Here is a 23,417-nt window from a genome sequence, read left to right as displayed (position 1 = left end):
GTTGCCGAATTGATGGAGAGAATGATGAAAGGTGATATTGGTGTTATTGGTTTGGCCGTAATGGGTCAGAACCTTATCCTAAACATGAACGATCACGGCTTTAAAGTTGTGGCGCATAACCGTACTGCTGCCAAAGTTGATGAATTTTTACAAGGTCCTGCGAAAGGGACGAACATTGTTGGTGCTTACTCTCTAGAAGAGCTAGTTGAGAAGCTAGAAGCGCCACGTAAAGTGATGCTTATGGTCCGTGCTGGTGACGTTGTAGATACGTTCATCGAAAACCTAATCCCGCTTCTAGACAAGGGTGACATCATCATTGATGGTGGTAACACTAACTACCCAGATACCAACCGCCGTGTCGCGCATTGTCGTGAGAAAGGTATTCACTTTATCGGTACTGGTGTATCTGGTGGTGAAGAAGGTGCACGTTTTGGTCCTTCAATCATGCCAGGTGGTGCGGCTGAAGCTTGGGAAGCGGTTAAGCCAATCTTCCAAGGTATCTCTGCAAAAACTGACGCTGGTGAGCCTTGTTGTGACTGGGTTGGTAACGACGGTGCAGGCCACTTCGTTAAGATGGTACACAACGGCATCGAATACGGTGACATGCAGCTTATCACGGAAGCATACCAGTTCATGAAAGATGGCCTAGGTATGTCTGCTGACGAGATGCAAGCAGTATTCGCTGACTGGAACAAGACTGAGCTAGACAGCTACCTAGTTGAAATCACAGCTGACATCCTTGGCTACAAAGATGAAGACGGCGAAGCTTTAGTTGAGAAGATCCTCGACACTGCTGGCCAAAAAGGTACCGGTAAGTGGACGGGTATTAACGCACTAGATCTAGGTATTCCTCTAACACTAATCTCTGAGTCTGTATTCTCTCGTTGTCTATCTGCACTGAAAGACCAACGTGTTGAAGCTGAAGCATTGTTTGAGAAGACAATCACTCCAGTTGAAGGCGACAAGCAAGAGTGGGTTGATGCACTACGCCAAGCACTACTGGCTTCTAAAATTATTTCTTACGCTCAAGGTTTCATGCTAATGCGTGAAGCGTCGAACGAAAATGGTTGGGATCTAAACTACGGTAACGTTGCGCTAATGTGGCGTGGCGGTTGTATCATCCGTTCTGCTTTCCTAGGCAACATCCGTGATGCGTACGAAGCAAACCCAGACATCGCCTTCCTAGGTTCTGATGAGTACTTCAAGAACATCCTACAAAGCAGCCTAGCAGCGTGGCGTAAGGTTTCTGCGAAGTCACTAGAGTCTGGTATCCCAATGCCATGTACTATCTCTGCACTTTCGTTCCTAGACGGTTACACAACCGCTCGTCTTCCAGCGAACCTTCTGCAAGCTCAACGTGACTACTTCGGTGCTCACACTTACGAGCGCACAGACCGTCCACGTGGTGAGTTCTTCCACACAAACTGGACCGGTACTGGTGGCGATACAGCGTCAACGACATACGACGTTTAACAAGCCTCTCTAAGTAAAAAAAGGATACCGACTGGTATCCTTTTTTATTATCTACTATTCGTTTTTTAGTATGGTATCTACCTTACTTTTTCATCATTTTCGCTAAATCAGCGAACGGGTTATGAGTGGCACCTTCATGCTCATCTTGGCCCGGTTTGACTTCACTGCCGTAACGGTCGTGGTCGGTGTACTTTGAGTGCTCATGATCGTGGCAATACAGACACAAGAGTTCCCAGTTGCTGCCGTCGTTGGGATTGTTCGTATGGTCGTGATCTTTATGGTGAACCGTAAGTTCACGAAGGTTTGAATAAACAAACTCACGAGCACAGTTACCACATACCCATGGGTAGAGCTTTAATGCTTTTTCGCGGTAGCCGCTTTCTTGGCGTGCATACGCCGAGCTAGAACCCGTGTAATCAGAAGACATAGTAAATCCTTCGTTTTTTCAATGTTAATACTAACGTTAATTTTATCATATTAATGCAGGATTGAGGCGATGTCACCGTTAGCCCCATCTCATTATTGCTGATTATTCTTAGCTTTTTTTATTCTCTGGGACTTGGCTCTTTGGGTCTTTAAGCGTGTGAAATCCGGAGTAAATACGAGTGAATGTGGTAAACCAGCAAGCGCAGCCGAAAGCATAAGCAATAATGGCAAAATGTTGTGGGAATAAACAAAACAGCACGAAGCAAGCAATGGTTTCAGTGCCTTCGGTTAGTCCACTCATATAGTATAAGGATTTGTGCTGATAAACTGGGTTTTCTATGCCCTGTTTTCCTGCCATTACAGCAAACGCCAAAAAGCTTGAACCAGTACCGATAAAAGAGAAAATAAGAAACGCGCCAGCGATGGCATTGCTTTCAGGGTTGGCAACAACAAATCCGAAAGGGATGAGAGAATAAAACAAAAAATCGAGGCTAATATCGAGAAAACCACCCGCATCCGAGATACCTTGAATACGTGCGAGTGCGCCGTCCAACCCGTCACAGATCCGATTGAGTAAGATGAACATCAGTGCGACAGTATACTGTTCCAATGCCAAGGCGGGGAAGGCTAGACAGCCGAGAGCAAAGCCGAACAGGGTGATCTGATTTGCCGTGATATCGAAATGATTGAGTGCGTCGGCGCATTTTGACAACGGCCAGCGTATAACCTTAATACTGAGTCTATCAAGCATGTGTGTGAGCCTCCCATGGCCAAGTATAGACTCGACTATTTAATGGAATGTCGTCCTTGTCGTGAGTAACCATTAACGCGGGAATATTGGCGTCATGTAATTGCGTGACCACCCAGTCTCGAAATTGGCTGCGTAACGCCTTATCAAGTTTACTAAAAGGCTCGTCAAGTAGCGCGACTTTTGGCTTTGCAAGCAACATTCTTGTTAAGCTGATCCGCGCGCGTTGGCCGCCTGATAACTGTTCAGGGTAATGGTGGGCAAGTTGTGTCAGCGTTATGGCGTTAAGCGCGCTTAATGCCTCTTTTTTGCGGTCTTTGCCTTTTATTGCATTGGGAAGTGCAAATGCCAAGTTTTCCCAAACATTAAGGTGAGGGAATAGCAGATCATCTTGAAATAATATGCCGACACGCCTTTCATGGGGAGCGAGAGCATCCATAGCCTGATCGTTTAGAATAACGCGTCCAGTGTATGTGAATTCAGCACTTAGGTGCCCAGCGACAGCATCGAGCAGCGTTGATTTCCCACAACCACTCGGGCCCATTAAGGTCACAATTTCTCCCGGTTGAATCGAGATGTTGCAATTAGAAAACAGCACCTCGCCATCACTCTTACAGATGGTGAGGTTTTCTAGAGAAAGCGTCATTGAGTCGTAATCCTTTTACTCGAACCTTTCGATAACGAGTATTTAACCGACTGACCAGTATGGCCAGAGTAAAAAAGAGTAGTGGAAGCAGGGCTTGGAAAAGCGCATAAATGGCGGTGACACGGCGGTCAAAACCGCTCGACAGCGCAACCGCTTCGGTGGTGACGGTAGAAATGCGCCCCGCCCCGAGAACCAGTGTTGGCAGGTATTGAGCTAAACTGACACTCATTCCAACTGCCCAAGCAAAGATGATGGCAGGCAGTAACTGTGGCAGTTTTACGTGCATCCAGGTGTAAACAGGGCCCTTGCCAAGGCTTAGTGACACTTGAGTTAATTTTTCATTGTAACTGCGCCAGGGGCCATCTAATGAAAGATACACAAAGGGAAAAGCAAAAAACACATGAGACCAACAGACCCAGAATGCGTAACTGCCATCGCTGACAACCAGCGTCATAATTTGTAATCCGAACAAAATGCTTAACTGTGGAATCAGCATAGGGATGGCAATGACATACCCCGGGATTTGCCATCGATAACGGAGTCGATATTCATGGCCAATCACTGCAAAGAAAAGGGCAAGAGTGGCAGAGACCAAAGCGATGGATAAACTTTGCGACAAAACGTCGAGTACACCGTGCCATTCATATTGCCAAAATCGTAAGGTAAAACGGCTTGGTAAAATATCAGGAAAGCGCCACCGCAGGGCAAAGCTCCAAGTGATTATAAGCGGAACAATGGTAAGCGAAAGCGTGATGATGGCTAGAATAATCGCTCTGCCGGGGAGGCGAGGCGCCTTGCGCCCAGAATATTGCCATTGCTTTGCATAGCTGCAGATTGCGTGTTCGATTAGTCTGGCTAGCAGGATAAAAAGTGACGCCATCATAAATAACATGACGGCGCCTGCTGAAGCGCGAGGCAACAGCTGTAGATCGGGGTCATTGAACCACTGCCAAACCAGTACGGCAAAGGTCGGTGGGTTAGTTGGACCAAGTACTAATGCCACATCAACGACGGATAAACTGTATGCGATGACGGCAAGTATGGGGAAACGCATTTTGTTAAACCATTGAGGCATGATGACCTTCCACCATGTCACATGATGACGATAGCCTAACGCCGACGCGACTTTTATCGTTTCCTGAACTTTAAGCTGTTTAACAATAGGGATACTCATTAGGAGTAGAAAAGGCACTTCTTTTAAGGCCAGCATGAGCGTTAGACCCGCACCATATGGGTCTTTAATAAGCCAAGCGCGAGCCTCGGCGTCGGAATGTAGGTTGATGTCGAAAAACTCGATGAGCATGCGAATACCAAATCCAGTTGGCGCAAATAAAAACGCGAACCCGATGGCGAAAGCCACATGCGGCATAGCAAGCAGCGGAGACAGTGCCAGTTCGATTTTGTTCCAGATTGGACGATTCCAGCAGGACTCTAAGATAAAAAAGGTCAACGCGCAGGCAAGGTAGCTGCTGACGAGTGTCGTGAATAAGGTCAGCAATAGCGACGTTTCAACGCCTTGCCAGGCGAATACTTGGCTAAATCCATCCAAAGAAAATGCATGCAGGTTCAATGGTGGAATGTAGCCAAGTGATGCCACCACCACACCCAGCAATCCGGGTATGGTTGGTAGTATGCAGACAACGACTAATAGGCCGTACAACAGTCTTAGCATCGTGAACTAGCTACCATAACGCTTTAGCCACTCTTGTTCGAGAGCGGCTTGCCAACTTGGATGCGGTTCTGCTACCGACTTGAATTGCTGACTTTTGGCAGCGGAGCCTTGTAAATACTGCGTTTCTAGCACTGAAGGGTCGCCCCATACGGTAATGTCACCCTTGCGAGACTGTGCTTCTGGGCTGAGTAGGAAGTTGATGGCAACCTGTGCGCCTGCTTGTGCCTTTGCATTCCATGGAATTGCAAGAAAGTGAATGTTAGATAGTGCACCATTATCGAAAGCGTAGGCGGCGGTGGTTTCGCTTAATGTGCCGCTTTCTTGAGCAGAAAAAACCGCATTGGGGTTAAACGTAATCGCTAAATCAAGTTGCCCATCATCAAGCAACTGTAGCGTTTCAGCGGTACCTGCCGGGAATTGTTTGCCGCCACGCCATGCGACCTTATGAAATGCGTCGAGATACGCCCATAGTGGTTGAGTGACGCCGGCAAAGTCCGCCTCCGCAACAGGTTTTGCTAAAGACGGATCATTTTCAGTTAACTCAATCAGTAATGATTTTAAGAAGCTGGTGCCATGGAACTCTGGTGGTTTAGGGTAGCTGAGTTTGCCGGGATACGCTTGTGCGTAGTTGAGCATTTCTGAGTATGAAGTTGGTGGATTGTTGAGCGTCGCTGTATCATGGATATAAACCAGTTGACCCACACCCCAAGGTGCTTCAAGTCCGTCGGTTGGTACTGAAAAATCAACATCGATAGGCAATGATTTATCGACGTATTGCCAACTTGGTAGTGATGTGACAAACGGACCATGAAGAAGTGCATTTTCTTTCATGGACTTAAAGTTCTCGCCATTGATCCACACCATATCAACACTGCCGTTTTTATTCTTCCCTGCGGCTTTCTCGGCTAATAATCGCGCACTGGTTTCAGCGATATCCGTGACTTTAACATGATTAAATGTGACACCATATTGCTGTTGGATTTGTTGCCCAGCCCATTGCAAATAGCGGTTGATTTCTTGGCTCCCCCCCCATGCATGGAAGTAGACTGTCTGTCCCTTCGCTTCTTTTACTACCGCGCTCCAGCTGATATCGGAGGAATTGCTTTGCGATGTATTGGTATCTTGTGCGTAGAGTTGAAAAGGCGCAAGACCGAGGATAGTGCTCAATGCAAAACTGCTGAATGTCTTTTTATTCATTTTATCATCCATTGTGAATAGGGTGGCAAACCATGCCGAATTGTTACTAAAAGATACTAAAGGTTAGTGTGTCAGAATCAATAGTGAGTTTGCTTTCAGATCAACACACACGCAAAATTCTTAAAAATCATGAAGCTTATGACACTCGACCGGACAAAATTGGAATAAATTTCAATGATATTGTTTATTTATAGCAGAGATGAGTGAAAGCACGTTTGTACAGTGGGAGATGAGATTGGGTAGACTATAATGCCGTGATCATTTCACGGCATTTTAATGGTTAGGCTAATTGTTATTTTTAACCAGTCCATTACGCATGAGACCGCGTCTGACGCTGTGGCACAGTTTTCCAAAACGACGCAGTTCTTCAAAATTGGGTGTGATGCCGCGATCTAGTGCTGACTCCCAATAACTCACTTCCGTTTCAACCAATTCCAATAGTTTTTTGGGACAGCCTATGCATGAGTTATCAGGGCCACATTTGAATGTGGACTCATCGTATAGCGGCAGTTCAGCTTTTACTTGAGTAATGAGCGTTTTAGTCGCCTCGGCTAAGTTGGGCTTACGACAAATGCTGGGCTTGCAAGAAATAAGCGTACTGGTGGCCGCGTTATGATTGGCTTTATTGTTAAGTTGCTGATTAACAATATTGATTTTGTGGTCTGTTTGAGTGTGCATAGCGAGCCCAAGAATAGGAGAGGCGCGATGCTATTGCATAAGGAACGTGGAATATATGCCTCGAAATGAGTAATCAAACAGGAGTTTGATCTGTCTCAATTTTGAGTAATTTGTAAATAATGGCAAGCCAATGATTCGAATTTTATGAAATACACGCTTCAATATAGAAGATTACGGTTTATTTATGTCGATATCTTTTACGTCGGCAGTTAACCAACAGGACAGTTAGTCAAACATTAAAATGTGATGAGCACGAGAGCATTAAATGTCAGTCAGTTTGAGCCATGTAAGTTTAAGCCGATAGATGCGGAACGGATGCCGTAAGAGGTGATAAGGAAGTGATTGATAAGAGTACACTCAATTTGAATAGTGCAATATTGAAACTATTTGATGTAACGTCAGTACCGACGATCATCACCGACTCGTCAGGTAAGCTTGACTATGTTAATCAAGCGCTGCTGAGTCTATTGGGTTATACCCGAACTGAAATTATGTCTGATCACGTCGTGATTACTCATCCAGATGATAGAGAGCTTAATAAGGTTATTCGTAGAAAACTCGACCAGCATCCTAATGAAGCGGTAGAGATTAAAAAACGTTACCAACATAAGCAAGGGCATATTATTTATGCGTTGCTTTGTATTGTAGCCCAGCGCGATGAGGATGGTTTGGTGACGCAGTTTATCGCTCAAATTCGTGATCTATCAATCGAACGTCAGTCTCAGGCTGGCGAGCTGCTATTGGAGCAACTGGTACTCAAGTCAAACGATGCCATTTATGTGGTGGACCCCGCCTCAGGACAAATTCTCAACTGTAATGAGCTCGCCTATCAGCGCTTAGGTTACTCTAAGGCTGAAATGCTGCGTTTAAGCGTGCCAGACATTAATCCGTTGTTTACTCCCTCTTTGTCATGGAAAGATCATGTATCTAGCATGAAGGTAGAGCGCAACAAATATATTGAAGCGACGCATAGAAGAAAAGATGGTACCGAGCTACCTGTAGAAGCAAGTGTCAATATGGTAGAGCATAATGGGTCTTGTTACTTATTGGCGGTGGTTAGGGATATCTCGGAGCGCAAAGCCCGAGAGATGAAAGTTATCGAAGAGCAGAACCTAGATCCATTAACTAACTTACCTAACCGTCGATTACTTGATCGCCGTTTGCAAACCCTCATCAACGATAGCGAAAGCTTTACTCAATCGATAGCCTTTCTTTATTTGGATGTCGATAATTTCAAATTTATCAATGATCAATATGGTCATACGACGGGCGACGAAATCCTAATAGAATTGGCGCGACGAATTAATGATTTTACTCGTCAGTCAGACATTATCGCGAGGCTAGGAGGCGATGAATTTCTTGTTGTGATGAAAGGAATTAAAAACCAGCCCCATGCTCGAAGTATCGCTGAACATTTGTTACAAGTTTTTTCTCACCGCTTTAAGACCAGTGACGGTAAAGAGATTGATGTGAGCTTAAGTATTGGTGTGACGCTGTGTAAAGAGTCGCAGTGGTGCACAACAGATGCGATTGCGATAGCGGACAGAGCCATGTATTTAGCTAAAAAGCAGGCTGGCTCGGCGATTGCGTACTTAGATTGCCAATAAGATCGTTGCACCTAGCTTAAAATGTTTTCTTTGGGTGATTTCATTCCACGAAAGCACGCCATTTTCTCTAGCGCCGACCTAAACCCTGCTACTTTGTCTCTTCGCATTTTTCCAACACTTGACGTCGTAATAAATCTTACAAAAAAACCATGTGAAATAACTGATTTTCAACTAATTTGATGAGAGGGGACTCATTTATCTGCTCCATTCAGAACTCGATGACTTTATAACATCAAGCGATGCCGCATTTCCTCTATCGAAAACCAGTGGAGCAACCATAATTTAAGGAGTAAGTGAGATGAATAAATCATTGTCACTGCTATTAGCATCTATGACTTTGTGTTCGTCTGCTACCGCTTATGCGTTGGTGACACCAAACCCACCAACATTAAATGCGAAAGGCTATGTGCTGATGGACTACCAATCTGGCGCAATTTTAGTGGGTAAGAATCAAGATGGAGCGTTAGCACCTGCAAGCCTGACAAAACTGATGACGGCTTACGTCGTGGGCAAAGAAATTGAATCAGGGCGAACATCTTGGGACAGTAAAGTCGCCGTGAGTGAAAATGCGTGGTCGGTAAAATTCCCAGATTCGTCCAAAATGTTCATTAAGCCTGGTGACAACGTCACAGTAGCAGATTTGATGCGAGGACTGATCATACAATCTGGTAACGACGCCGCTGTTGCGTTAGCTGAACACGTAGCGGGCACAGAGAGTGGTTTTGTCGCATTAATGAATCAATGGGCACTGTCGCTGGGAATGAGCAGTACAGAGTTTATCAACGCCCACGGACTTGATGGTGAAGGGATTCATACTACGCCACAAAATATGGCCATCTTGATGCAACGTATCATTGAAGACGTACCAGAGGTTTACGAGCTGTACTCGGAAAAACGCTTTGTTTGGGCGGATATTAAGCAATATAACCGAAACCGTTTATTGTGGGACAACTCACTCAATGTGGACGGCGGGAAAACGGGGTATACATCAGAGGCTGGTTACAGTTTGGTTAGCTCTGCGACAGAAGGGCAGATGCGATTGATTTCTGTTGTGATGGGGACGCCAAGTAAACAAACGCGAGTAGAGGCGTCCAGACAGTTGCTTAATTACGGTTTCCGCTTCTATGAAACCGACCAGTTGGCGGTAGCCGATAGTGATGAGCGCTCGGTCCGAATCTGGAAAGGCGAGGGCAAGAATCTCTCGGTCGGCTTTGAACAAGATGTCTACGCCACGTATGTGCGAGGGAAAGGCAGAGAGCTGTCGAAAGAAGTGGAGATCTATGCGCCGCTTATCGCACCAGTAAAACAAGGCGATATTGTTGGCAGTGTGACGTGGCGAGTGGGCGTTGAAGAGATCATGACGGAGCCGCTCGTAGCGAAGTCGAGTATTGAGCAAGGTTCGTTTTTTACACGTCTCATTGATACGGTGGTTCTTTGGTTTAAGTCGTTGTTTTCAGATACTAAATCATTGTGGGAGGGCTAACAATTTCACCGTAAAATAAAAATCTGGAACCAAAAAAAAGCCCAAACCAAGTGTGGTTTGGGCACATACAAATATAGGAGTTTATAAGAAAAAAGCAGCATTGCCGCCAGTAATGAAAAATCAGTGGAAATGTGTTCATCGGTTCATTACTGACTGCATAATAATAGACCCCCCTCTTTTGCGTTAGTTCCCTTTTCCTTTCAAAAAAATCAAACAAATTTCTTTTTGTAACCGTTTGATGTTCCGTGACCTTTTTTACCGCTGGTCTAACCAGTTTTGAATTCTTTGATGTTAATCACTTGTTATATTGCTGTTGCGGGGGTATATTCAAACATATGTTTTATACGGATGATTGAAATGGCAAAGATAACCACCAAAGACAAAATCTTAGATGTAGCCGAGGTATTGTTTGCCGAACAGGGCTTTAACGACACATCCCTGCGTACGATTACCAGCAAAGCGAATGTGAACTTGGCATCGGTCAACTATCATTTCGGTGATAAAAAAACGTTAGTAAGAGCGGTATTGAATCGTTATCTAGAAGCCTTTATGCCAGCAGTAGAAAAAGCGTTGTATGAGCTTAATGATCGCGACACGTACACGATGGAAGAAGTGTTTGTTGCACTGAAGCAGCCGTTGTTGAGTTTGAATCAAGTAAAGCCGAATGGCGCCAGTCGCTTCATGTTGTTAGTGGGTCGTGGCTATACCGATGTTCAAGGGCATTTACGCTGGTTTATTACCACGCGTTACACCGAAACCTTGGCAATGTTTACTCAATCGGTGTTAAAGGCGAATACTCAGTTAACCCCCGAAACGCTGTTTTGGCGGTTGCATTTCACCCTAGGAACGTGTGTTTTTACTATGGCTTCAAGTCAAGCCCTTTCAGAAATAGCATACAGTTCATTTGAAAGAAATGTCGATGCCGAAGTGATCATCGATCAAATTATTCCGTACTTGGCTGCAGGTGTCGCTGCTGAATAGCCAAGATGGTTAACTTGAGTTTTTTATTTTGAACTCGACAATTGTTTACGTGTTTCCCTTTTTCAACCATGGTTGAAAGGGCTGTACCTCAAAGTTTGTACCCTAAATAATTATTTTAAAAACAAGACAAATTGTGAACAAAAGGATAGGTAACATGAGCTCTCTAAGAAGAAAATGGGTAAGTGACCCAGCGTTTAAAATGTTTAAAAAAGTACTGCCACCACTATCCGCAACAGAGCGTGAGGCCATGGAAGCGGGCAGTGTTTGGTGGGATGGTGAGCTGTTCTCTGGAACGCCTAATTTTAAAACACTACATCAATACCCCAAGCCTTCTCTAACGGCGGAAGAGCAGTCGTTTATGGACAACGAGCTTGAAACGCTACTGGCGATGCTTGATGACTATAAAATTGTCACGGAAGATCGTGATCTTCCGAAAGACGTGTGGGACTTTTTACGCAAAGAACGTTTCTTCTCACTGATTATTTCCAAAGAATATGGCGGTCGTGAATTTTCTTCATTAGCGAACTCAACGATAGTGACCAAAATTGCAACGCGAAGCATTAGTGCGGCTGTGTCGGTAATGGTTCCTAACTCGTTGGGCCCTGGTGAGCTATTGTCCCATTACGGAACACAAGAGCAAAAAGACTACTGGCTACCACGTCTTGCAGACGGAACGGATATTCCGTGTTTCGCATTGACGGGCCCAGAAGCTGGCTCCGATGCGGGTGGTATCCCAGATAAAGGTATTGTGTGTTATGGCGAGCATGAAGGTAAAGAAGTACTTGGTATCCGCCTTAACTGGAACAAGCGCTACATCACCCTTGCCCCTGTTGCGACGGTATTAGGCTTAGCCTTTAAACTTCATGATCCTGACCAACTGATGGGTGAGAAAGAAGATTTAGGTATTACCTGTGCTTTGATTCCAGCAAACCATAAAGGGGTGGAAATTGGTGAGCGCCATGATCCTATTCATCTTGCCTTTATGAATGGTCCAACACGTGGTAACGATGTATTTATTCCTATGGATTGGCTGATTGGCGGCGCTGATTACGCAGGTCGTGGATGGCGTATGCTGGTGGAATGTTTGTCAGCAGGGCGTGGTATTTCATTGCCAGCATTGGGCACGGCAATTGGTCACCTTACAACACGAACGACCGGGGCGTATGCCTATGTGCGTAAGCAATTTGGCATGTCGATTGGTAAGTTTGAAGGGGTGGCAGAGGCCATGGGCCGTATTGGCGGTTTGACGTACCTGCTTGAAGCCACGCGTACCATGACCACAACTTCGCTTGATATGGGTGAAAAGCCAGGCATTGTCACTGCGATTGCGAAATACCACATGACGGAGATGGCGCGTACCATTCTAAATGACTCCATGGATATTCATGCAGGGCGAGCGATTCAAGATGGCCCTATGAACTATTTAGCCTCCAGCTATCTTGGGATCCCAGTAGCCATTACGGTGGAAGGGGCGAACATTTTAACCCGTAACTTAATGATCTTTGGTCAAGGTGCCACACGTTGTCATCCTTACGTGTTAAAAGAGATGGAAGCGGCAGCAAACCCAGATGAAAAGCAGGGGTCGGCGGACTTTGATAAGTTACTATTCAAGCACATTGGCCACGCGACGAAAAATACCTTTGGCGCATTTGGTGCGGCGTTAACAGGCTCCGCTTTTGTTGGGGCGTACATGAGTGGCCCAACGAAGCGCTACTATAAAGATCTGACAAGGCTTAGCAAAGCCTTAGCGGTAAGTGCGGATTTTGCCATGCTAACGCTTGGTGGTGACCTAAAACGAAAAGAGACGATCTCAGCGCGTTTAGGTGATGGATTGGCGTATTTGTTCATGGCTTCTGCGGCGTTGAAAAAGTATGAAGATGATGGTCGTCAGCGTGCGGATCTAGACTTTGTCCACTATGCGGTTCAGCACTGTATGCATCATGCCGCGACGTCTTTGAATGAAGCGTATCGCAACTTCCCGGCACGTTGGGCAGGACGTACTTTAAAAGGATTGTTATTCCCAATTGGTAATCACTTTGAAAAACCGTCGGATGATATTGGTCTGAATATCGCCAAAGCGATGATGATTCCGGGTGCGCAGCGTGATCGATTAACTCAACTTTGTTACATCGGACCTAAAGAAGATGACAAAATTGGGTTGATGGAAAACGCTTTCATTGCGATGTTTAACATTCAAGACCTAGAGAAGAAGTTATTCAAAGGCGTCAAAGCGGGCAAAGTGGCGAAAAAAGGTTTGCTCAACGAGCGCTTGGCTCAAGCATTGGAAGCGGGGGTGTTGACGCAAGAGGAAGTCGATAAAATCAACGCAGCTGATGCTTTGCGCTATAAAGCGATTCAAGTGGACCACTTTAGCCACGATTTGAGTGAGGTCAGAACACACAGTGAAAATAAACCGAAGTTAAATAGTGTGGCCTAATCACTGACTCCTGCCGAGCATCATTTCGTTCAGCAGGATAAAACGTAACAAGTTAACCAAAGAAGGGCGCTTATGCGCTCTTCTTTTGATCTCAATAAAAGAGGCTTTTGCTCTGAAAGTGCTCCAACCACTTAGGAAATTAAGGGGTTTTGACAGAAATAAGATGCGATTTGTCTTTGAACCTTTTATCCTAACAAGGATTTTTTGAGGAACTGAATATGATCATCAAACCCCGAATTCGTGGATTTATCTGTACTACTACTCACCCAGTAGGTTGTGAAGCTAACGTAAAAGAACAAATTGCTTATACCAAAGCGCAAGGCCCAATCGCTAATGCACCAAAGCGTGTACTTGTCGTTGGTTCTTCTAGTGGTTACGGCCTTTCTTCTCGTATCGCTGCGGCATTTGGTGGTGGTGCGTCAACAATCGGCGTATTTTTCGAAAAGCCAGCGACTGAGCGCAAGCCAGGTACTGCGGGTTACTACAACTCGGCAGCATTTGAAAAGTTGGCGAAAGAAGAAGGCCTGTATGCAAAAAGCATTAACGGTGATGCCTTCTCTCACGAAGCAAAACAAAAAGTTATCGATCTGATTAAAGAAGACCTTGGTCAAATTGATATGGTGGTTTACTCACTAGCATCGCCAGTGCGTAAGTTACCGGATACCGGTGAGCTAATTCGTTCATCGCTAAAACCAATTGGCGAGACGTACACGTCTACCGCGGTTGACACTAACTCTGACACGATTATTGAAGCAAGCGTTGAGCCTGCAACAGAAGAAGAGATCAAAGATACTGTTACCGTTATGGGTGGCGAGGATTGGGAATTGTGGGTTAACGCACTGTCTGATGCTGGTGTCTTGGCTGATGGCTGTAAGACTGTCGCTTACTCATACATTGGTACAGAGCTAACGTGGCCAATCTACTGGGAAGGCGCATTGGGTAAAGCGAAAATGGACTTAGACCGCGCAGCGTCTGAGCTAAACGCTAAGCTTGCAGAAAAGGGCGGCAGTGCAAACGTTGCTGTGCTTAAATCTGTTGTGACTCAAGCAAGTTCAGCAATCCCTGTTATGCCATTATATATCGCGATGGTCTTTAAGAAGATGCGCGAAGAAGGTATTCATGAAGGTTGTATGGAACAGATCCACCGTATGTTCTCACAGCGTCTATATAAAGAAGATGGTACAGCACCTGAAGTAGACGACAAAAACCGTCTGCGCCTTGATGACTGGGAACTGCGCGAAGACATTCAGAAGCACTGTGAGGCACTATGGCCACAGATTACTTCTGAAAACTTGAAAGAGCTAACGGATTACGTTGAGTACAAAGAAGAGTTCTTGAAGCTATTTGGCTTTGGTGTGGAAGGCGTAGACTATGAAGCGGATATCTCTCCACTTGTAGAGTTTGACGTTATCGACCTATAAATAGTGAATTGGCGAGTATAAAACCGAAGAAGGAAGCCTAGTGCTTCCTTCTTTTTTATTCGCTATGTACCTTATTCAGCATTCACCTTATTCGCCGTGCACCTTAATATCATCGAGTCGCTGTCCGTTCGCCAGTTGAATAATCGCCGTTGCTTCTGAGTTGAAATGGTTGTTTTCATCGTGCATGTTATCAATTTCAATCACTTCACTTCCTAGTAGAAGGTGTCCATCGCGATAGACATTGGCGTGGCCGTTTTTATTGAGTCTGACGTAATAATCTAAAGTATCCATACTGTTCACCTAAATGCCGTTTACTTGAATGGGTAAGGCGTTGCCAAAGACGTTTAACGCTCACACTATTAAAACGCTTACACTACTAATAATAGGAAAACTGGTTGGTAATTCAATCTTCATTATTATGTCATTGACTCGTCATATGAAGACGCCGGACAGTAAAAATGTGACGAGAGATAGAATTCGATTGTTATTTAACACTCATTAGTTACAATGTCGCACTGCGCTAAAGCGTGCATCTGTATTTGCACTCAATACCGCAACTCTCTCTATAAATAGTGACAGTCTTACCCTGCGTAAGGTTGTTAATCATTAATGCAAGTCTTGCTTGGTGTGCAAGACCACTGTAATAGGATTATACATGCCTGTAATTACTCTTCCTGACGGCAGTCAGCGTTCATTTGATGCCCCTGTTTCTACTCTAGATGTTGCCCTTTCTATTGGTCCTGGTTTAGCGAAAGCAACCATTGCTGGCCGTGTAGATGGCGAACGTGTAGATGCTTGTGATCTCATCGAAAATGATGCAAGCCTAGAAATCATCACGGCAAAAGACGAAGACGGTCTAGAGATCGTTCGTCACTCTTGTGCTCACTTATTGGGACATGCGATTAAGCAATTGTACCCAGACGTAAAAATGGCGATTGGTCCTACGATCGACAATGGCTTTTATTACGATATCGATCTAGAAGAATCTCTAACACAAGATGATATAGAGAAGATCGAAAAGCGCATGAAAGAGCTTGCTAAAACCAAATATCAAGTGGTTAAGAAAAAAGTAAGCTGGCAAGAAGCGCGCGACGCATTTGAAAGCCGCGGCGAAACTTACAAAATTGAAATCTTGGATGAAAACGTCTCTAAAGATGATCGTCCAGGTCTATACCATCACGAAGAATACATCGACATGTGTCGTGGTCCACATGTGCCAAACATGAGCTTCTGCCAGCACTTTAAACTGCTGAACGTAGCAGGCGCATACTGGCGTGGTAACAGCGACAACAAGATGTTGCAACGTATCTATGGTACGGCATTCCACGACAAGAAAGCACTGAAGGCGCATCTAACACGCCTAGAAGAAGCGGCGAAGCGTGACCACCGTAAAATTGGTAAACATCTGGACTTGTTCCACATGCAGCAAGAAGCACCGGGTATGGTGTTCTGGCACCACAATGGTTGGTCTATCTTCCGTGATCTTGAAGTCTTTGTTCGTGAGAAGCTAACAGAATACGATTACCAAGAAGTAAAAGGCCCATTGATGATGGACCGCGTACTTTGGGAGCGTTCTGGCCACTGGGACAAATACGCAGAAGCGATGTTTACGACCTCTTCAGAGAACCGTGAATACGCTATCAAACCAATGAACTGTCCTGGTCACGTACAGATCTTTAACCAAGGTCTTAAGTCGTACCGTGATTTACCGTTGCGTATGGCTGAGTTTGGCTCTTGTCACCGTAATGAGCCGTCTGGTGCCTTGCACGGCATTATGCGTGTTCGTGGCTTTACACAAGATGATGCACACGTATTCTGTACCGAGCAGCAAGTTCAGCAAGAAGTGAAATCTTGTATTGAAATGGTCTACGATACATACCAGACGTTTGGTTTTGACAATATCGTTGTTAAGCTATCTACGCGTCCTGAAAAACGTGTTGGTTCTGATGAAATGTGGGACCGTGCAGAGTCGGATTTAGAGCTTGCGCTTAAATCTATGGACATCGCATACGAGATTCAAGAAGGCGAGGGTGCATTTTATGGACCTAAAATTGAATTTACTTTGCATGATTGTTTGGACCGAGCTTGGCAATGTGGTACAGTGCAGCTCGATTTTGCACTACCAGAGCGTTTAGGGGCAACTTACGTAGGCGAAGATAACGAGCGTCACACGCCAGTTATGATTCACCGCGCGATTTTAGGTTCACTAGAGCGCTTTATTGGTATTCTAATTGAAGAATATGCAGGCTTCTTCCCAACATGGTTAGCTCCAGAGCAAGCTGTTGTTATGGGAATTACTGACAAACAGTCTGAATATGTTCAAGAAATTACGAAAAAACTGCAAAAAAGTGGAATTAGAGCCAAAGCGGACTTGAGAAATGAGAAGATTGGCTTTAAAATCCGCGAACATACTTTGAAACGTGTACCGTATATGCTTGTTTGTGGCGACCAAGAAATGGAAGCTGGAGAAATTGCAGTACGTACTCGTAAGGGCAACGATTTAGGTAAATTTAAAGTGGATGACTTTATCGCATACATCCAAGCCGAAATCGCAAGCCGTAAGCTCAATCTGGAGGAATAACCTATTAAAGGCGGAAGACGTGGCCAACAACCGGCCAAACAAAACCAGCACCGTTTAAACGGTGAGATTCGTGGCATTCGTGAAGTTCGTCTAACAGGTGCAGATGGTGAACCTGTTGGTGTCGTTCTGATTCAAGAAGCGCTAGATGCAGCTGTAGAAGCTGGTATGGATCTCGTAGAGATCAGCCCTAACGCCGAGCCACCAGTTTGTCGTGTGATGGACTATGGTAAGTTCCTCTTTGAAAAGAGCAAAGCTGCTAAAGAGCAGAAGAAAAAGCAAAAACAGGTTCAGATTAAGGAAATAAAATTCCGTCCTGGAACTGATATTGGAGACTATCAGGTAAAACTACGCAACCTGACTGGTTTCCTTGAAGACGGCAACAAAGTGAAGGTAACAATTCGCTTCCGTGGCCGCGAAATGGCTCACCAAGACATCGGTGTTGACGTTCTACATCGTTTGAAAGCGGATACTGAAGAATTTGCAGTAGTCGAATCTTTCCCAACGAGAATTGAAGGTCGCCAGATGATCATGGTGTTGGCCCCTAAGAAGAAGTAATTTACGGCTTGCAAGTAATATAACCTTGCCGTCCCTTTCTAAAGAAGGAAACGGTAGGGTTTTATTCGCCTAATTACTATTGTTTAATTAACTCAACAATGCGGAGTTCTTCATCATGCCTAAGATGAAATCCAACAAAGGTGCAGCTAAGCGTTTTAAGAAAACAGCTGGTGGTATCAAATTTAAGCACGCTGGTAAACGTCACATCCTGACTAAGCGTACTACTAAGAACAAGCGTCAACTACGTCCGAATGCAATTCTTCCTAAATGTGAAGTTGCTGCAGTTCTACGTATGTTGCCATACGCTTAATTCTTTTTAGTTTATCAATCGTTTAGTTTAGGAGAGACATAATGCCTCGCGTAAAACGTGGTGTACAAGCTCGTGCACGTCATAAGAAAGTTCTAAAACAAGCTAAAGGTTACTACGGAGCACGTTCACGTGTTTACCGCGTAGCTTTCCAAGCTGTTACTAAAGCAGGTCAATACGCTTACCGTGACCGTCGCAACAAGAAACGTCAATTCCGTCAACTGTGGATTGCACGTATCAACGCGGCTTCTCGTCAAAATGGTCTATCTTACAGCCGTTTCATCAACGGTCTTAAGAAAGCATCTATCGAGATCGATCGTAAGATCCTTGCTGATATCGCTGTATTCGACAAAGCTGCATTTGCAGTTCTAGTTGAAAAAGCGAAAGCTGCTCTTTAATTAGCAGTTTAGATCTTTGATAAAGGAGAGCATTTGCTCTCCTTTTTTATTGCCTAAATTTTATTGCCTACAGTAAGTTGGATAGTGGGCTTTTTACTCCACTAGCGCCACGATTCACTACATGAGTATATATCTGGGTGGTTTTAATATCCGTATGGCCAAGTTGTTCTTGAACTGTGCGAATATCTGCACCACTTTCGAGAAGGTGAGTTGCAAAGGAATGTCGCAAAGTGTGACAGCTTACCGACTTACTGATACCCGCCTTTTTTACCGCTTGTTTGACGACTTTTTGAAGGCTCGTCTCATTAATATGATGACGATAGAGCCGCTTTGATGCAGGATCAACGGCCAATCGTAGCGAAGGGAATAAATACTGCCAGTTAAGTTCTTTGTTAGAGTTGGGGTATTTCGTTGCTAATGCATTAGGTAAAAACACACCTGAGTATTCTTTTTGCTTAAGATCTTGCTGCCAAAGCTTCATGACATTTTTTTGCTGTAGTTCGATTGCCGGTAATAGCTCTTTAGCCAATGTAACAATACGGTTTTTATTACCTTTAGCTCGCCATATCCTAAGTGCACCATATTCAAAATCAATATCTTGATATCTAAGCCTTAAACACTCCATTAAACGCAGTCCAGAGCCATACATCAGTTGTGTCGGTAGCAAATAGTTAGCGGGAATGTTTTCTAATAGCTTTGTGACTTCCTTCGTTGTTAGAACCGTAGGCAGTTTTTTTCCTTTATGTGATTTTTTGAATTGAATATCTAACTCAATCGGGTTTCCAATTATGTGTTTATATAAGAATACTAAAGCATTGAGAGCGACAGCTTGGCTACGAGCCGCTAGGTTTCGACTCGTCACTAGATATGAAAGAAAGTCCTCTACATCTTTGCTATTAAGATCGCGAGGATGCTTCTTGTTATGGTAGACAATGTATTGAACTATCCAGGTAAGGTAAGCATCAATGGTTCGCTCTGAATAATGCCTAGCACGCATAAATTCACGAATGTAATTCATAAAAGGAGATTTCATCGGCACTACCTTAAGTACTGTTTATACATACAGTTTATCAGTTTAGGCGTAAGATCCGAACTTAGACGGAAAAATTCAAGCTTTTGTGATGAGCAACAAGTTTAATACTACTTAGCTAACTGATTTTTCAGTAATAATACTCTAACATAGACCAATTCTATGATTATAGAAGGCGGTAGCGTGCGAGAAAGTGCGGAATAGGTCCGTCTATAAAGCGTTATGGCTCTCGAGATTTAATATCAATAAACTCACATTCAGCAATGAGTTATTTGTCGAGTATCCCATTTATTATTTACAGGTTTTCAAATATGCGTGACTCATTAAGACGCAAAGTCATTGAAGTTTGCCAAAAGAAACTAGATCAAAAGGGTGAGAACGTAGGCGTATCGTTTTACGCATTTTTCGCCAACAAAAATGATGACCCTGAGTTGCTAATGGAAGCGGCGACGTGGTGGATACAAGAGCACAAACTTGATCATTTCGAGAAAGCCAAGAAGATAAAGACAATGGTTGAGGCAGGGCAGTAAAGCCTTTGCTGACAGTCCAAGCCATAACAAATTGTTCAAGCAGACAGCTAACAGTCGGCGATTTTGGTTTGAATTGGGTTTAGTGATTACGGTGGCTTTGCTTGAGTGCAGTGGCAGTTAGCTGCTACTTAACAAGGCGTTATATGCAATGGAGAATTCAGTGGGAACATTTTTACGAGATCAGTTCATCAAGAACGTGACTGTAGACGAAGAGCTTTTGCAGCAGGTTAATGATTTTCTTGCTGAAAGGTGCATCTCATCTAACGAACAACTGGAAAAGAAAGGCGGAGTTCAAGAAGACGTTTTACTTCAGAACTACATTATTAGGTTTGATAATCGTGGTTATAAACTGACAGAGTTCTCCGATGTACAAAAGCATTATGCTCAGGCTACAAGAGTTGAACGAGTCATCTTTACGCTAGACTCCAATCGAGCTGTATTCTCGAACAAACAGCAAGGCACTAGTATTGAGTTACGTCTAGATTCCAATGAACCCAACAACACAACCCTGCAAGTCTCTTCAGATGACGGTGACCTTGTGGATTCAGTTTTCTGTGGGCTGTTGGAGATTATCAAAAAATTTCAGAATCATAACGGTAAAATTCGCAACAACTGGACTCAATTATTAATTCAATTGTTTGGGGTTGGCTTGGGCTTCGTTGCTAGTTTAGTTATGGCTCTGAAATTGTACCCTTATGTAAAAATTGAAAGTGCATTTATTATTACCTTTTTGTTTACATTTCTGGTTTTCTCAAATGCTTGGGGGTTCATCAATCAACAAATTCTTAATTTGGTTAATAAGATATTTCCTAACGTTAGGTTTGCAAGGGCAGGACGCTCACCACTGAATTGGCTGTGGCAAACCCTTGTTGGCGGGCTTATTGTTGCTTTTGCACTCTTAATCATCAATGGAATTCTTGATTGGGTAATAAAAGTACTCAGTAACTACGTTCAGTGGTAAATGCATATAACAAATTGTTCAACTGGATTCAAAAACGCTCGGCACTTTTGTAATGGTCAGCATTGGTGGTTAAGGTGGTCATACAAAGTTTGGTGGAAGCGTTTTCTCACCAATTAACAAGGCGTTAAATTTCAAATTGACATAGGTGTCAGAATGTTAGAAACAAGAAATGTATTTATAGATACGCAGTATTTCGTAAAAAGTAATTATAATTTTGAATCTATCTCTTTTTTATCGTTGAAAGAGCTTTGTCAAAAGGAAGAATTGCGCTACCTGATGACCAGTGTAGTCGAAAGAGAGGTTGAAAATAAAATTGAACTCTCCATTAAGGAAGCGCTGGGGTCACTTCAGTCTTTTAAAAGAAAAGCTCATATCCTGTCCACAATAGACGACCCAAGTTTGTCTTCCTTGTTTGCTGATGTTCGAGAAGAGGATGTATATGGTAAGGCAAACGAAGTTTTCCATAGCTTCAATACAGAATGTAAGTATGAATATGTTGAAGCAGATCAAATAGACCCTGAAAAACTATTAGAGCTCTACTTTGAGAAAAAGGCTCCTTTCGGTGACGGTAAGAAAAAGTCTGAGTTTCCCGATGCAATTTCTTTATTGTCTCTAGAGACATATCTAGAGGAAAGCGAAAAGCTGTACGTCATTTCAGATGATAAAGATCTCAAAGCATATTGTGAGGGAAATGAAAGACTTATAGCAGTTGATAGTTTAGAAAAGCTACTTGATATTTATAACCTCCATACAAATGCTCGAACGGAAAAAGTAAAGCAATTTATCGAATCAAAGACAGACGAGATCAAAGCGCAGGTTTCAGATTATATCTCTGGTAGTGACGTATATAATAGCTCCAGTTGGGAAGACGCTGAGGTTGACAGTTTTTCGGTTTCAGAAGTTGGTGATTTTGAAATCAACGTTGTTCATGTAAGCGACGAAGAGTGTCAGCTGGCTTTAGACTTAACCATTGAGCTAGATGTGACAGTTATCGGTCCAGACTTTTCCAACGGTGTTTACGACAAAGAAGATGGGCATTTCTATTCGTTCGGTTCAACCACAAGGGAAGAGGTAATTCCTTTTGACTTTATTTGTGAGCTTAACTTGAGCTATGAGTTTGTCGGAGGGGAGTTAGAAGACGTCGAAATCGTAGACTTATACATACCTAAGGCGCATAGCATTGAGGTAAATGTTGAAGAGCATGACCAGTCAGAATGGTATTAGTTGAAATTTAACAAACTGTTTAAGAGTGATTCGCAACGCGTGGCATTTTTACTATGCGTTGCGTTGCGTTTAGTGTTTAAGGTGGTATGCGGCGGCATCGGTATTGCGTTGCTCACACCTTAACAGGGCGTTAGCAGTTCAAGGAGAACACAATGATTGAAAGGAAGTGTGGTGTCTATCAAGGCAGAAATAAGTCCTCAGCATATAAGGATTTGGTATGGACGGTAGCAACATCATCAGACACTTCTTTTGACATAGTAGGTCAAACTAAACTGACGCTAGAGACGATAGAACAAAACCTTGAAGAGCTAGGTTCTGATAAAACTCAAATAGTAAGTGCACAGGTGTTTATCGCGAATATGCCTGATAAACCTAAAATGGATAAAGTCTGGTGTGAGTGGTTGGGTGAAAACTCAGAACACTGGCCTCAGCGAGCGTGCCTAGGTGTTGCGTTAGAAGGTGACATACTTATTGAAGTCACAGTAACGGCGGTAAGACGTTAGAACACTGCTAACAAACGCTTCAAGTTGATTCGTAACGCTTGGCGGTTTTGGCGTTAATTTTGGTTTGGGTGATTACGGTTTAAAATTTGGCTTCAGTGGTGCGTAACTCACAACTTAAGCGGGCGTTAGTTGCACTTAGAAATTTAGTGGTCAAATCATTGTCCCTTTAGCTATGCAGTGACAAGCCCCACTGCTTAACTTTCTTTCCGGTGGCAGCGTGAAAGCGTCATTCGCTTTAGCCCTCGAGGTTTCGCGGAACTGCTTTTTGTGTCCGTCCGTGAGCAACGGAAGTGACATCTTCCTCAACCCGTTTTTCAGTGACTTCGGTGGTGTCTTTTTCGCGCCAACTCGCATTAATCGAAAGATGTCAGTTCTGTCAGCTATCAAGCACGGCGTGGTGGTAGTAATTTAGTTTGCGGCAAGCAATGAGCACCTTGGTGCAAATAAAAGAATAGGGGCGTAGGCAACTAACAAACTACTCAAGTGGACGCCATAAGCTTGGCGGTTTTGGTTTGAAGTTAAGTGCGCTTGGTAAGTTAATCGTCAGCGCCACTTAGCA

The 23,417-nt window shown here is 44.0% G+C and carries 22 protein-coding genes; 14 read left to right on the top strand and 8 right to left on the bottom strand.

Annotation, left to right across the window (positions count from 1 at the left end; all coding sequences use genetic code 11):
- Window positions 1-24 precede the first annotated feature (24 nt).
- On the top strand, window positions 25-1,473 hold the full coding sequence (gene gnd / locus MD535_RS19070; RefSeq protein WP_265676690.1) for a decarboxylating NADP(+)-dependent phosphogluconate dehydrogenase: 1,449 nt from the start codon (window positions 25-27) through the stop codon (window positions 1,471-1,473).
- A gap of 82 nt (window positions 1,474-1,555) precedes the next feature.
- Here gnd and MD535_RS19065 read toward each other — a convergent pair whose 3' ends face one another.
- The 6 genes from MD535_RS19065 to MD535_RS19040 all read right to left on the bottom strand — a co-directional run bounded on the left by MD535_RS19065 (window position 1,556) and on the right by MD535_RS19040 (window position 6,840).
- The gene (locus MD535_RS19065; protein ID WP_265676656.1) at window positions 1,556-1,900 is read right to left on the bottom strand and encodes a YajD family HNH nuclease; all 345 of its coding nucleotides are present in this window, start codon (window positions 1,898-1,900) and stop codon (window positions 1,556-1,558) included.
- A gap of 108 nt (window positions 1,901-2,008) precedes the next feature.
- Window positions 2,009-2,650, bottom strand: a complete 642-nt coding sequence (locus tag MD535_RS19060) for a CDP-alcohol phosphatidyltransferase family protein (RefSeq protein ID WP_265676655.1) — start codon at window positions 2,648-2,650, stop codon at window positions 2,009-2,011.
- Window positions 2,643-3,293, bottom strand: a complete 651-nt coding sequence (locus tag MD535_RS19055; RefSeq protein WP_265676654.1) for an ATP-binding cassette domain-containing protein — start codon at window positions 3,291-3,293, stop codon at window positions 2,643-2,645. Before MD535_RS19055 ends, MD535_RS19060 begins: the two co-directional genes overlap by 8 nt.
- The gene (locus MD535_RS19050; protein WP_265676653.1) at window positions 3,259-4,965 is read right to left on the bottom strand and encodes an ABC transporter permease; all 1,707 of its coding nucleotides are present in this window, start codon (window positions 4,963-4,965) and stop codon (window positions 3,259-3,261) included. The genes MD535_RS19055 and MD535_RS19050 overlap by 35 nt, the downstream gene beginning before the upstream one ends.
- A gap of 6 nt (window positions 4,966-4,971) precedes the next feature.
- Complete coding sequence (locus MD535_RS19045; RefSeq protein WP_265676652.1) at window positions 4,972-6,162, bottom strand: ABC transporter substrate-binding protein; 1,191 nt, start codon at window positions 6,160-6,162, stop codon at window positions 4,972-4,974.
- A 285-nt stretch (window positions 6,163-6,447) separates the two neighbouring features.
- On the bottom strand, window positions 6,448-6,840 hold the full coding sequence (locus MD535_RS19040; protein ID WP_279348327.1) for a hypothetical protein: 393 nt from the start codon (window positions 6,838-6,840) through the stop codon (window positions 6,448-6,450).
- A gap of 338 nt (window positions 6,841-7,178) precedes the next feature.
- Here MD535_RS19040 and MD535_RS19035 point away from each other — a divergent pair, with 338 nt between their 5' ends.
- The 5 genes from MD535_RS19035 (at window position 7,179) to fabV (ending at window position 14,769) form a co-directional block, all read left to right on the top strand.
- Window positions 7,179-8,447 carry a sensor domain-containing diguanylate cyclase gene (locus tag MD535_RS19035; RefSeq protein ID WP_265676651.1) on the top strand — a complete coding sequence of 423 codons (1,269 nt, stop codon included), beginning with the start codon at window positions 7,179-7,181 and terminating at the stop codon, window positions 8,445-8,447.
- 298 nt (window positions 8,448-8,745) lie between these two features.
- A complete protein-coding gene (locus MD535_RS19030; RefSeq protein ID WP_265676650.1) occupies window positions 8,746-9,930 on the top strand; it encodes a D-alanyl-D-alanine carboxypeptidase family protein in 1,185 nt (394 codons plus the stop codon).
- A gap of 348 nt (window positions 9,931-10,278) precedes the next feature.
- Window positions 10,279-10,911: a TetR/AcrR family transcriptional regulator gene (locus MD535_RS19025; protein ID WP_265676649.1), complete on the top strand. Its 633-nt coding sequence runs from the start codon at window positions 10,279-10,281 to the stop codon at window positions 10,909-10,911.
- Between the two features lie 154 nt (window positions 10,912-11,065).
- The gene (locus tag MD535_RS19020) at window positions 11,066-13,348 is read left to right on the top strand and encodes an acyl-CoA dehydrogenase (protein WP_265676648.1); all 2,283 of its coding nucleotides are present in this window, start codon (window positions 11,066-11,068) and stop codon (window positions 13,346-13,348) included.
- Between the two features lie 218 nt (window positions 13,349-13,566).
- Complete coding sequence (gene fabV, locus MD535_RS19015) at window positions 13,567-14,769, top strand: enoyl-ACP reductase FabV (RefSeq protein WP_265676647.1); 1,203 nt, start codon at window positions 13,567-13,569, stop codon at window positions 14,767-14,769.
- Window positions 14,770-14,856: 87 nt separating this feature from the next.
- Here fabV and MD535_RS19010 read toward each other — a convergent pair whose 3' ends face one another.
- The gene (locus MD535_RS19010) at window positions 14,857-15,060 is read right to left on the bottom strand and encodes a hypothetical protein (protein WP_265676646.1); all 204 of its coding nucleotides are present in this window, start codon (window positions 15,058-15,060) and stop codon (window positions 14,857-14,859) included.
- Window positions 15,061-15,424: 364 nt separating this feature from the next.
- Here MD535_RS19010 and thrS point away from each other — a divergent pair, with 364 nt between their 5' ends.
- From thrS to rplT, 4 genes are all read left to right on the top strand, one after another.
- Entirely contained in the window at window positions 15,425-17,350 is a 1,926-nt protein-coding gene (thrS, locus tag MD535_RS19005) for a threonine--tRNA ligase (RefSeq protein WP_265676645.1), read from the top strand.
- 3 nt (window positions 17,351-17,353) lie between these two features.
- Complete coding sequence (gene infC / locus MD535_RS19000) at window positions 17,354-17,905, top strand: translation initiation factor IF-3 (RefSeq protein WP_265676688.1); 552 nt, start codon at window positions 17,354-17,356, stop codon at window positions 17,903-17,905.
- 115 nt (window positions 17,906-18,020) lie between these two features.
- Window positions 18,021-18,215, top strand: a complete 195-nt coding sequence (rpmI, locus tag MD535_RS18995; protein ID WP_250618111.1) for a 50S ribosomal protein L35 — start codon at window positions 18,021-18,023, stop codon at window positions 18,213-18,215.
- Window positions 18,216-18,256: 41 nt separating this feature from the next.
- Complete coding sequence (gene rplT / locus MD535_RS18990; protein WP_004401084.1) at window positions 18,257-18,610, top strand: 50S ribosomal protein L20; 354 nt, start codon at window positions 18,257-18,259, stop codon at window positions 18,608-18,610.
- Window positions 18,611-18,677: 67 nt separating this feature from the next.
- On the opposite strand, the gene MD535_RS18985 is transcribed toward rplT, so the two are convergent.
- Window positions 18,678-19,643 carry an integron integrase gene (locus MD535_RS18985; RefSeq protein ID WP_265676644.1) on the bottom strand — a complete coding sequence of 322 codons (966 nt, stop codon included), beginning with the start codon at window positions 19,641-19,643 and terminating at the stop codon, window positions 18,678-18,680.
- Between the two features lie 308 nt (window positions 19,644-19,951).
- Here MD535_RS18985 and MD535_RS18980 point away from each other — a divergent pair, with 308 nt between their 5' ends.
- The 4 genes from MD535_RS18980 to MD535_RS18960 all read left to right on the top strand — a co-directional run bounded on the left by MD535_RS18980 (window position 19,952) and on the right by MD535_RS18960 (window position 22,858).
- Complete coding sequence (locus MD535_RS18980) at window positions 19,952-20,170, top strand: DUF6500 family protein (protein ID WP_265676643.1); 219 nt, start codon at window positions 19,952-19,954, stop codon at window positions 20,168-20,170.
- 160 nt (window positions 20,171-20,330) lie between these two features.
- Window positions 20,331-21,131: a hypothetical protein gene (locus tag MD535_RS18975; protein ID WP_265676642.1), complete on the top strand. Its 801-nt coding sequence runs from the start codon at window positions 20,331-20,333 to the stop codon at window positions 21,129-21,131.
- A gap of 153 nt (window positions 21,132-21,284) precedes the next feature.
- Window positions 21,285-22,355, top strand: a complete 1,071-nt coding sequence (locus MD535_RS18970) for a PIN domain-containing protein (protein WP_102387252.1) — start codon at window positions 21,285-21,287, stop codon at window positions 22,353-22,355.
- A gap of 152 nt (window positions 22,356-22,507) precedes the next feature.
- Window positions 22,508-22,858, top strand: a complete 351-nt coding sequence (locus MD535_RS18960) for a RidA family protein (protein ID WP_265676641.1) — start codon at window positions 22,508-22,510, stop codon at window positions 22,856-22,858.
- The last annotated feature ends 559 nt before the right edge of the window (window positions 22,859-23,417 follow it).

This window comes from Vibrio qingdaonensis (assembly GCF_026191675.1).
Classification (GTDB): domain Bacteria; phylum Pseudomonadota; class Gammaproteobacteria; order Enterobacterales; family Vibrionaceae; genus Vibrio; species Vibrio qingdaonensis.
This window is presented reverse-complemented; position numbering and strand designations above follow the sequence as displayed.

What these genes read in the sequence shown, in the direction of transcription:
- gnd (WP_265676690.1), top strand. Translation starts at nt 25, where the DNA reads ATGAAAGGTGATATTGGTGTTATTGGTTTGGCCGTAATGGGTCAGAAC.
- MD535_RS19065 (WP_265676656.1), bottom strand. Translation starts at nt 1,900, where the DNA reads ATGTCTTCTGATTACACGGGTTCTAGCTCGGCGTATGCACGCCAAGAA.
- MD535_RS19060 (WP_265676655.1), bottom strand. Translation starts at nt 2,650, where the DNA reads ATGCTTGATAGACTCAGTATTAAGGTTATACGCTGGCCGTTGTCAAAA.
- MD535_RS19055 (WP_265676654.1), bottom strand. Translation starts at nt 3,293, where the DNA reads ATGACGCTTTCTCTAGAAAACCTCACCATCTGTAAGAGTGATGGCGAG.
- MD535_RS19050 (WP_265676653.1), bottom strand. Translation starts at nt 4,965, where the DNA reads ATGCTAAGACTGTTGTACGGCCTATTAGTCGTTGTCTGCATACTACCA.
- MD535_RS19045 (WP_265676652.1), bottom strand. Translation starts at nt 6,162, where the DNA reads ATGAATAAAAAGACATTCAGCAGTTTTGCATTGAGCACTATCCTCGGT.
- MD535_RS19040 (WP_279348327.1), bottom strand. Translation starts at nt 6,840, where the DNA reads ATGCACACTCAAACAGACCACAAAATCAATATTGTTAATCAGCAACTT.
- MD535_RS19030 (WP_265676650.1), top strand. Translation starts at nt 8,746, where the DNA reads ATGAATAAATCATTGTCACTGCTATTAGCATCTATGACTTTGTGTTCG.
- MD535_RS19025 (WP_265676649.1), top strand. Translation starts at nt 10,279, where the DNA reads ATGATTGAAATGGCAAAGATAACCACCAAAGACAAAATCTTAGATGTA.
- MD535_RS19020 (WP_265676648.1), top strand. Translation starts at nt 11,066, where the DNA reads ATGAGCTCTCTAAGAAGAAAATGGGTAAGTGACCCAGCGTTTAAAATG.
- fabV (WP_265676647.1), top strand. Translation starts at nt 13,567, where the DNA reads ATGATCATCAAACCCCGAATTCGTGGATTTATCTGTACTACTACTCAC.
- MD535_RS19010 (WP_265676646.1), bottom strand. Translation starts at nt 15,060, where the DNA reads ATGGATACTTTAGATTATTACGTCAGACTCAATAAAAACGGCCACGCC.
- thrS (WP_265676645.1), top strand. Translation starts at nt 15,425, where the DNA reads ATGCCTGTAATTACTCTTCCTGACGGCAGTCAGCGTTCATTTGATGCC.
- rpmI (WP_250618111.1), top strand. Translation starts at nt 18,021, where the DNA reads ATGCCTAAGATGAAATCCAACAAAGGTGCAGCTAAGCGTTTTAAGAAA.
- rplT (WP_004401084.1), top strand. Translation starts at nt 18,257, where the DNA reads ATGCCTCGCGTAAAACGTGGTGTACAAGCTCGTGCACGTCATAAGAAA.
- MD535_RS18985 (WP_265676644.1), bottom strand. Translation starts at nt 19,643, where the DNA reads ATGAAATCTCCTTTTATGAATTACATTCGTGAATTTATGCGTGCTAGG.
- MD535_RS18980 (WP_265676643.1), top strand. Translation starts at nt 19,952, where the DNA reads ATGCGTGACTCATTAAGACGCAAAGTCATTGAAGTTTGCCAAAAGAAA.
- MD535_RS18970 (WP_102387252.1), top strand. Translation starts at nt 21,285, where the DNA reads ATGTTAGAAACAAGAAATGTATTTATAGATACGCAGTATTTCGTAAAA.
- MD535_RS18960 (WP_265676641.1), top strand. Translation starts at nt 22,508, where the DNA reads ATGATTGAAAGGAAGTGTGGTGTCTATCAAGGCAGAAATAAGTCCTCA.